The organism is Crocosphaera watsonii WH 8501 (assembly GCF_000167195.1).
GTDB classification, from domain to species: Bacteria; Cyanobacteriota; Cyanobacteriia; order Cyanobacteriales; family Microcystaceae; genus Crocosphaera; species Crocosphaera watsonii.
The window spans coordinates 23307-30540 of record NZ_AADV02000030.1 but is presented as its reverse complement, the minus strand read 5'-3'; the positions used below and the strand labels follow the sequence as shown (position 1 = coordinate 30540).

7 protein-coding genes and 1 pseudogene are annotated in these 7234 nt (G+C 37.4%); 2 read left to right on the top strand and 6 right to left on the bottom strand.

Going from position 1 to position 7234, the window contains the following annotated elements; translation table 11 throughout:
* Positions 1-458 precede the first annotated feature (458 nt).
* On the top strand, positions 459-683 hold the full coding sequence (locus tag CWATDRAFT_RS16040; RefSeq protein WP_007305998.1) for a PDDEXK family nuclease: 225 nt from the start codon (positions 459-461) through the stop codon (positions 681-683).
* A gap of 25 nt (positions 684-708) precedes the next feature.
* Here CWATDRAFT_RS16040 and CWATDRAFT_RS16035 read toward each other — a convergent pair whose 3' ends face one another.
* Positions 709-1857: a glycosyltransferase family 4 protein gene (locus CWATDRAFT_RS16035; RefSeq protein WP_007305997.1), complete on the bottom strand. Its 1149-nt coding sequence runs from the start codon at positions 1855-1857 to the stop codon at positions 709-711.
* Between the two features lie 240 nt (positions 1858-2097).
* Here CWATDRAFT_RS16035 and CWATDRAFT_RS16030 point away from each other — a divergent pair, with 240 nt between their 5' ends.
* Positions 2098-3033: a serine hydrolase gene (locus CWATDRAFT_RS16030; RefSeq protein WP_007305999.1), complete on the top strand. Its 936-nt coding sequence runs from the start codon at positions 2098-2100 to the stop codon at positions 3031-3033.
* Positions 3034-3162: 129 nt separating this feature from the next.
* On the opposite strand, the gene nblB is transcribed toward CWATDRAFT_RS16030, so the two are convergent.
* From nblB to CWATDRAFT_RS16005, 5 genes and pseudogenes are all read right to left on the bottom strand, one after another.
* Complete coding sequence (gene nblB, locus CWATDRAFT_RS16025) at positions 3163-3822, bottom strand: phycobilisome degradation protein NblB (protein WP_007305996.1); 660 nt, start codon at positions 3820-3822, stop codon at positions 3163-3165.
* Between the two features lie 26 nt (positions 3823-3848).
* A complete protein-coding gene (locus CWATDRAFT_RS16020) occupies positions 3849-4061 on the bottom strand; it encodes a hypothetical protein (RefSeq protein WP_007305995.1) in 213 nt (70 codons plus the stop codon).
* Positions 4062-4216: 155 nt separating this feature from the next.
* On the bottom strand, positions 4217-4414 hold the full coding sequence (locus CWATDRAFT_RS16015) for a hypothetical protein (RefSeq protein ID WP_007305994.1): 198 nt from the start codon (positions 4412-4414) through the stop codon (positions 4217-4219).
* Between the two features lie 45 nt (positions 4415-4459).
* Positions 4460-5026, bottom strand: coding sequence for a peptide deformylase (gene def, locus CWATDRAFT_RS16010; protein WP_007305993.1), 567 nt, complete (start codon positions 5024-5026; stop codon positions 4460-4462).
* Between the two features lie 104 nt (positions 5027-5130).
* Positions 5131-7200, bottom strand: a pseudogene (locus tag CWATDRAFT_RS16005) (acylase).
* Positions 7201-7234: the final 34 nt, after the last annotated feature.

The following is a 7234-nucleotide window of genomic DNA, read 5'->3' as shown; positions in this document are numbered from 1 at the left end:
CAGAGTTAGTCACCCAAATGTTCAGTTTTTTAGAGACCATGAGATTACAGGGGCAAAATGCCATTGTCCAATTATGCGAATTATTTTCATTAGCTGGTCGGAGTCCCCCAGGATTAGAGATGTAAAAGGCTCCGGAGCCGATGGGGGATAGATTTTTCTTGATCCCCCTATCTCTCTGCACAAAAATACACAGGATTAGCGGATAATCTCCGCTAACAAAAAACTATCTTACTATTCTTTTTTTTCTCATATTGTTGTTTTTATTTGAGGTTTTTAAAAGACTTGATTCTGGGAATGTTAGTCATTAAAATAGCCGTAATAAATTAGCTTGAATTTTACGCTAAATCACAGGGCTTATATTTTTGTTGACTCAACTGATGTTGTTTGTAGTGCTTTTCAATAAGACTTTTTTGTTGCGGTGAGCAGTTACGCTCATTATAACTACAAATATTAAATTAATGGTCATTAGTAAAAATATTAAGTCAATTTCTACCCTTGAAGAATTTTTAAAGCAACCAGAAATAAAGCCGGCCAAGGAGTATTTTGACGGAATTATTTATCAAAAACCTATGCCTCAAGGTGAACATAGTATCTTACAAATGCGTCTAGGCACAGCTATTAATAATATTAGTTTACCTAATAAATTAGCCTATCAAAAATTGTTCGATTGGCTAATTATTTAAGTAAACAATCTGCTCGTAACCAAAATTATAAATGACTCATAATTGAAATATTTTTTCTCTCTAAAACCTCTTGATAAAGCTTTTCCACCTGAGAAATATTACTTGTCAAAGAATATTTATCTAATACCCTTTGCCTGGCTTTTTGCCCTAATAATTGAGTAATTTCGTTATGATCTCGAAACAAAGGTAAGAGGGTTTTTAACTGTGTGGTAACACCCTGAGTATCTAACACTACACCGGCGCCATCTTCTAATACTTCCCCATCTGCCCCTGCATCGGTGGCAATACAAGCGACACCACAGGCCATGGCCTCTAATAAAGATAAAGATAACCCTTCTACCAAAGAAGGTAAAATAAACACATCAGCAGCCCGTAAAATATCAATACGTTTTTGTTCATCGGCCACAAACCCCAGCCAATAGATATTATGTTCTCTACCATAAAAGTCTTCTAAGGAGGGTTTAAGGGGTCCATCCCCAACAATTAATAATTTACTTTGCTCCCCCATATCAAGCTGTTTCCAAGCCTTTAACAAGGCTTCTACATTCTTCTCTGTGGCAATACGTCCCACATAGACAAACAACCGTTTTGCTTTGATTTGAGACTTAAGACAGGAAACACCTGGGGAATATTTAACCGTATCAACACCGTTAGGAATAATCGCCAGTTTATCTTTATGAACCCCCAGTTTCATCAATAACTCCTGTTGCAGTCGGGAGAAAACAATAACTTTATCGTAGTGGGCTAAAAATGGCGCATAAAGCTGATAGGTTAAAAATTGGGTACTGGACTTGAAATTACGTAATTTGCTGTCAAAAGGGGGGTGAAACGTGGCTATGAGGGGTAAATTTAATGCTTGACAGATTTCCGGTAGTCGAAAGTCCAGAGTTGATAAAGTCAAGGAACCATGAACAACATGGGGCTTTAGTTTAGCCAAAGCGTTCATCAAAATTTTACTGGATTTTGGGGTAGGAATGGTATAAATTTGTGATTTATAGAAAAAGGGTAAGGTCACTTCCTTACAGTGTTGCCAATGATTCGAATCTGTCTCTTCTTGCGAAAAATGAAGAAAACTAACCTGATAACCTCGGTCGAGGAGAGAATTGGTAATTTCTCGACCGTATGTTACATTTCCACAGAAAGGGGATTTTTTCCCAAGCCAAGCGATGTGCATTCAGATATAAAGACAGATAGTTATCACGAACCAATAAATGATAATTCGTTGTAATCCTATGGATTATAACAAAACACGGGAATTTGAAAACTCCTGTTTAAAAAGAGCGTCAAAAGCAGAAGCTACCTATAACTACAAGGGGAAGGTTTGGGTAGCTTAGATAGTGTCGGAAGATAATTATCCGTTTTAGTGTATTTTGACTTTACAATCATTGGGTTGAGAATTTCCTAAATTATAAAGATGACCTTTTTCACCCCAGATGAGACATTAAATAGCCTTGGTAACGAAACATTAGCAGCAACATTGGCAGAATTTCCTGAATTAGCCCCAAATCAATGTGCTTTGACCTTATTGGTTTATGATACCCCTGTTGTGGTTGAAAAAGAAGTAATGACTTTTCCCTCGGAATTTTGGCAACACCCCATCAAAGGTTTTGCTTATCGAGGGGATGAGGTGATTTATCCTGCTAGTGTGGTGAAATTGTTTTATTTAGTAGCAGTATCTCAATGGTTGGAAACGGGCAAAATTAAGCCCTCAAGAGAACTCAATCGTGCCATTACTGATATGATAGTTGACTCCAGTAACGATGCAACCAGTCTGGTAATGGATATGTTAACAGATACCACCAGTGGACCAGAATTGAAACCTGAAACTCTCTTAACCTGGCAAGATAAACGTAATAGTATTAACCGCTATTTTCAAGGGTTTGGCTGGGAAGAATTTAACCAGATTAATGTTAATCAAAAAACTTGGTGTGATGGTTATTATGGCAGAGAAAAGCAATTTGTTGGGGAAAATTCCCAACATCGTAACCGTTTAACTACTAATGCTGTGGCTAGATTATTTCATACTATTGTGACAGAAAGGGTTGTCTCTGTAGAGCGATCGCAGCAAATGATGACTTTATTAAACAGAAATATTACCATGAATATTGAAGAAAGTCAAGAAGAAGAGCAAATTAGAGGATTTTTAGGGGAAAGTTTACCCAAAAACGCAAAATTATGGTCAAAAGCGGGTTGGACATCCCAAGTTCGTCATGATGCAGCTTATATTGAAAAGCCGAACCTACCGCCTTTTTTATTAGTTGTGTTTATAGAAGGTAGAAACAATAGTCAAAATAAAAAGATTTTACCCTTTATTTCGCAATTGGTTCTGAAATTTTTAGAATTACAATAATATAAAATATTAATCAATTAACTAAAAACTTTCCCATAAAAAAGGATAATTGTTGGGACAGGAGTGGGAGCATTCTGCTCCCTAGTGGGAAATGAAGTTAAGATAATTTTTAAAGCATTTGTTATTACTCTAAGCCAGACTTTCTTTAGCTTCTTTTGCTACTTGTTCCATAGAATCTTCTGCTAAGATTTTAAGGTTTTTTTGAGCTTCTTCTCCCCCTAATCTATTCAACGCTTGAACCAGTCGATAACGAACTTGCCAGTCTTCATCTTTGACCAATTTAACTAATAAAGGAATAGCCTCCTTACTACCTAATTCTCCTAAAGAACTCACCGCAGAGCCTCTCACCAACTCATTATCAGATTGTAGGGCAACTTCTAACAATTCAATGCCTTTGGGCTCTCCTAACTCTCCTAAAGTTGCAACAATACTTAACCGTAATAACCAATCAGAATTTTGATGATAAAGCTGTTGTAAATCATCATAAGCTTGGGTTAATTGTAGTCCACCAATGACATCAGCGGCCGCTGCTTTAACGTCTATTTCCGTGTCGTTTTGCATTCGATCGCGTAGTAAACTTAAGGCTTTTTCTGGATCTTGTCTCCCTAAAGGATCGAGTTGACTGACGGCCGCATAACGAACCCGTTCATTAGTATCTGTTACCAAGGGTTGAATGAGTTTAAAGGCGATGGCAGGATCGAGTTGACGTAAGAGGTTAACACCTTTGAGGCGATCGCCCAGGTTTTCGGAGGTTAAAAGGGGTTGTACATCAGCAGGGGTAATACTCATAACAATAATCTAAATAATGATGTTTATCAATTTTCTTCGGTTTGATTCTCCGAAGAGGTTAAACTTTGTTTGTCAGAAGGAGAAATGATCATAGCCATTCCTTTATCATAGTTAGAGGCGATAGCCAAAAAAGCCCCTGCTAAAACGTAGATAGGTAAAGGCAAGATAAAGCCTTTTACCCATTGATAAAACTGCACTAAGGCAAATAAGACGAAAACCGCACTAATCCATACTCGCACACCAATCACCTCTCACCTTGTTCAGCAATATTTCCCGACAATTATAGTTAATTCAAATAGAAATGAGACAAAACGAACCTACCGTATTCTTAGTATAGTGAGCAAGATGCTCACATTCCTCTGTCTCAAACTTATTTGAAACGACTATATCTTGCTTACTTCATATTAGCGCGAGTATCCTTAACAGCTACCACAAAGAATAGGACGGTTACAGGAATACTTAAGGCTAAAATAATACTGGTGTTTAAGTTTCCTAAGTCCGGTGTTCCTGATGATAGTTCAAACACAGAACCCACAGCAGCGACAGCGGCAATGCAAGATCCTAACAAAAATACACCACTTTTTGGGGTCACAATTTTTACTCCTAAGTTTTAACCAAAGATTAACAGATTTATTGATTAAGATTTTACAGGTTTCACGGCCCCTCTTGAAAATCCTTTTTTTTGTAATTGTTCTGTTAAAGCTAAGTCATTATCTACCCGATCTACAAACATCACCCCATTGAGGTGATCCATTTCGTGTTGAATGACTCTTGCTAATAACTCAGTGGCTTGAATTTTGCGAGGTTTGCCCTGTTCATCTTTAAAAGAGACTTCAATGGCTTTGGGCCTTGTTACGTCTAAGTAAACCCCAGGAATACTGAGACATCCTTCTTCTACCACACATAATTCCTTAGAAAAAACAGTTATTTTCGGATTGATTAAAATTAGGGGGGAATTGGCTGGATTATCCGGTTCACAGTCAACAACAATTAATTGCTTCTGAATGGCGACTTGTGGCGCAGCTAAACCAATACCCTGAGAACTATACATGGTTTGGAGCATTTCTTTAGCTAGTTTGCGAATGGAGTCATCCACTTTAGCAATACGCTTGGCAGGTTGACGGAGTGCGCGATCGCCCAGAAAATGAATATCTAAAGGGGGATTTTCTAATTTTTCTTTTTCAACGGTAATTAAACTCGTCATAACAACTTCAAGACGACAAATAACAATAATTCTACTGGTTAACTACATCTTAACAAAAATATCGCCATTGTTTTAAGCGTGAACAGTTATCAGTGAACAGTTAATCAGAGTCTTTCTTTTGATTCTAGATGCTGCTCAACTATACTGCGATCGCGCCAAATGGGGCGCATTTTCCCTTGTCCATACAAGGATAGTTGATCCCCTAGATGGGGTGAGTTAGGTTGAGTTGCGTTACCATAGACCATTAATCCTTGAGCTTGAATGGGGTCAGAAAATTCTACGGCCATCATAAAACTGTCCCCAGAAATCACTTGAAATTTTTTGTCTGGGGTCGCTTGTATCCCTAATACCTGAAAACTACCTAATTTTCCAGGTGCGCCCCTAGCAGGTACGTCTTGCTCCCCTACACGCATTCTTACCACCTCTCCCCAAGCAATATCCAAAGAACCATATAAGAGTTTAACTTGTGCTGCGATCCCTTCTAAGACAGCAACTGCGGTGTTAATATCGGCTAACCCTGTGGGGGTTTCTAAGGGGTTTTCAGGGTTCCAGGGTTTAGAAAACAGTTTTTTTGATTCTAGGGTTGTGGCCCATAACATGAATAACACGGCACCACGACTGTCGGGGTTAGCTTGACGATCCCATTTTTCTAGAACTTCTGCTGCTTCTATTCCGATGGGGTTGGCTAATGCTTTGCTGGTGGAAATAAGGATGTCTAAAATGCGATCTGTAATTAATAATTTAGATGATAATTTTTTGTTAATCACGTCTTCTAAACTAAGTTTATCTGCCTCGCTTAATAATTGAATGGAACGCTGCGATCGCAAAATATCTGTTACTTTCCCTAAGTCTTGGGGAGCAAAATAAGGGGGAAAGTCTTCTGGTTTTAATTGAGAAGGAATAGTGCTAGTCCAAGGGGGATCATTTGTATTTTGTAACCAACCTGTTTCAGGATTAATTATACGGGGTAATTCTTCGTATTTATGATAGTCTTTCCAGAGTATTTCTGAGCTATCTCCTGCTATAATACCTTGCCAATTTTGCCAATTTCCTTGTGAGCGAATAGGAATTAATCCGTTAAAAAGGTACATGATATTATCTTGTTTATCGGCGTAAATTATGTTAAATAAAGGCAGTTGTAATTGTTGTAAGCTTGTTTCAAATTCCTGCAAGTTTTGGGCTTGTCCCATCCGCCATAATTGTTCTAAACTTTGGGTATGCTCTAGCCCTGCTACTCTCAAAGCATAACCAATATCTTTTTGTTGTTCAATGATTATACCATGAATCGATTGTTTAACACCTATTTGTAATTCTGTAAAATTTCCATTAGACTGACGAACTTTTATTGTTTCTATTTCTTGTTGTAAAGGGTTTAATTCTCCATCAAATAGATAACTTTCTCATTGTAATTTAAGTTGATAAATATCTGCTCCATCTAGAGGGTTAAGGGTTAAAGTCCATCCTAAATTATCATTAAATGCAATGGCTAAAACTGGCATACCTACTAGAGTTGCACCATATAAATTGATTCCAGGGGCGGTTAATTGTGCTTCGTACCAGAGATAAAAATCTGACCAGGGTAAATGGGGATTAGCCAATAAAATTGAATGATTATTTACTGTTTTCTGGGAGGCGATCGCCCAAGCATTTGATCCTGCTGTTGAGGGAAGATTTTGTAACGCTTTAATATTCCTGGGATTGGTTAAAAAATGGAAATAAATAACCCGTTGAAAATGTGCTAAAATATCTGTTCCTGTGATGGGTAAAACTATCTTTAATTCTTCTGCTATTTCATCGGGATGTTGTTGAACATAATCATTAATTCCCTGAGCAAAACTATCTAAATATTTCTGCATTTCTGGGATTTGTTTTTCGTACCATACTTTGGCTCTTTTGGGAATACCCATTGTTCTCACATATTGATCTGATTCTAAATAATTAATTCCCCAATATTCTGCTGCTTTTCCCCTTGCCTGTGCGTATAATTTTAATAGTAAGTTACCATGACATTTGGTTTGTGACCAACCAAATGCTTTAAATAAACTCGTATTATTTTCAGCATAAATATGAGGAACTCCCCAGGTATCCCAGAGAATTTCAGGAGAATTATTACTTAAACTAGGAACAGTAAATATTAATAATGTTCCTAAAATAGTTATCAAAAAAACAGCCATAAATTTTCTCATTTTCCCAGACTCCTTACTTAAG

Coding starts and splice junctions, on each gene's coding strand:
- CWATDRAFT_RS16040 (WP_007305998.1), top strand. CDS start 459: ATGGTCATTAGTAAAAATATTAAGTCAATTTCTACCCTTGAAGAATTT.
- CWATDRAFT_RS16035 (WP_007305997.1), bottom strand. CDS start 1,857: ATGCACATCGCTTGGCTTGGGAAAAAATCCCCTTTCTGTGGAAATGTA.
- CWATDRAFT_RS16030 (WP_007305999.1), top strand. CDS start 2,098: ATGACCTTTTTCACCCCAGATGAGACATTAAATAGCCTTGGTAACGAA.
- nblB (WP_007305996.1), bottom strand. CDS start 3,822: ATGAGTATTACCCCTGCTGATGTACAACCCCTTTTAACCTCCGAAAAC.
- def (WP_007305993.1), bottom strand. CDS start 5,026: ATGACGAGTTTAATTACCGTTGAAAAAGAAAAATTAGAAAATCCCCCT.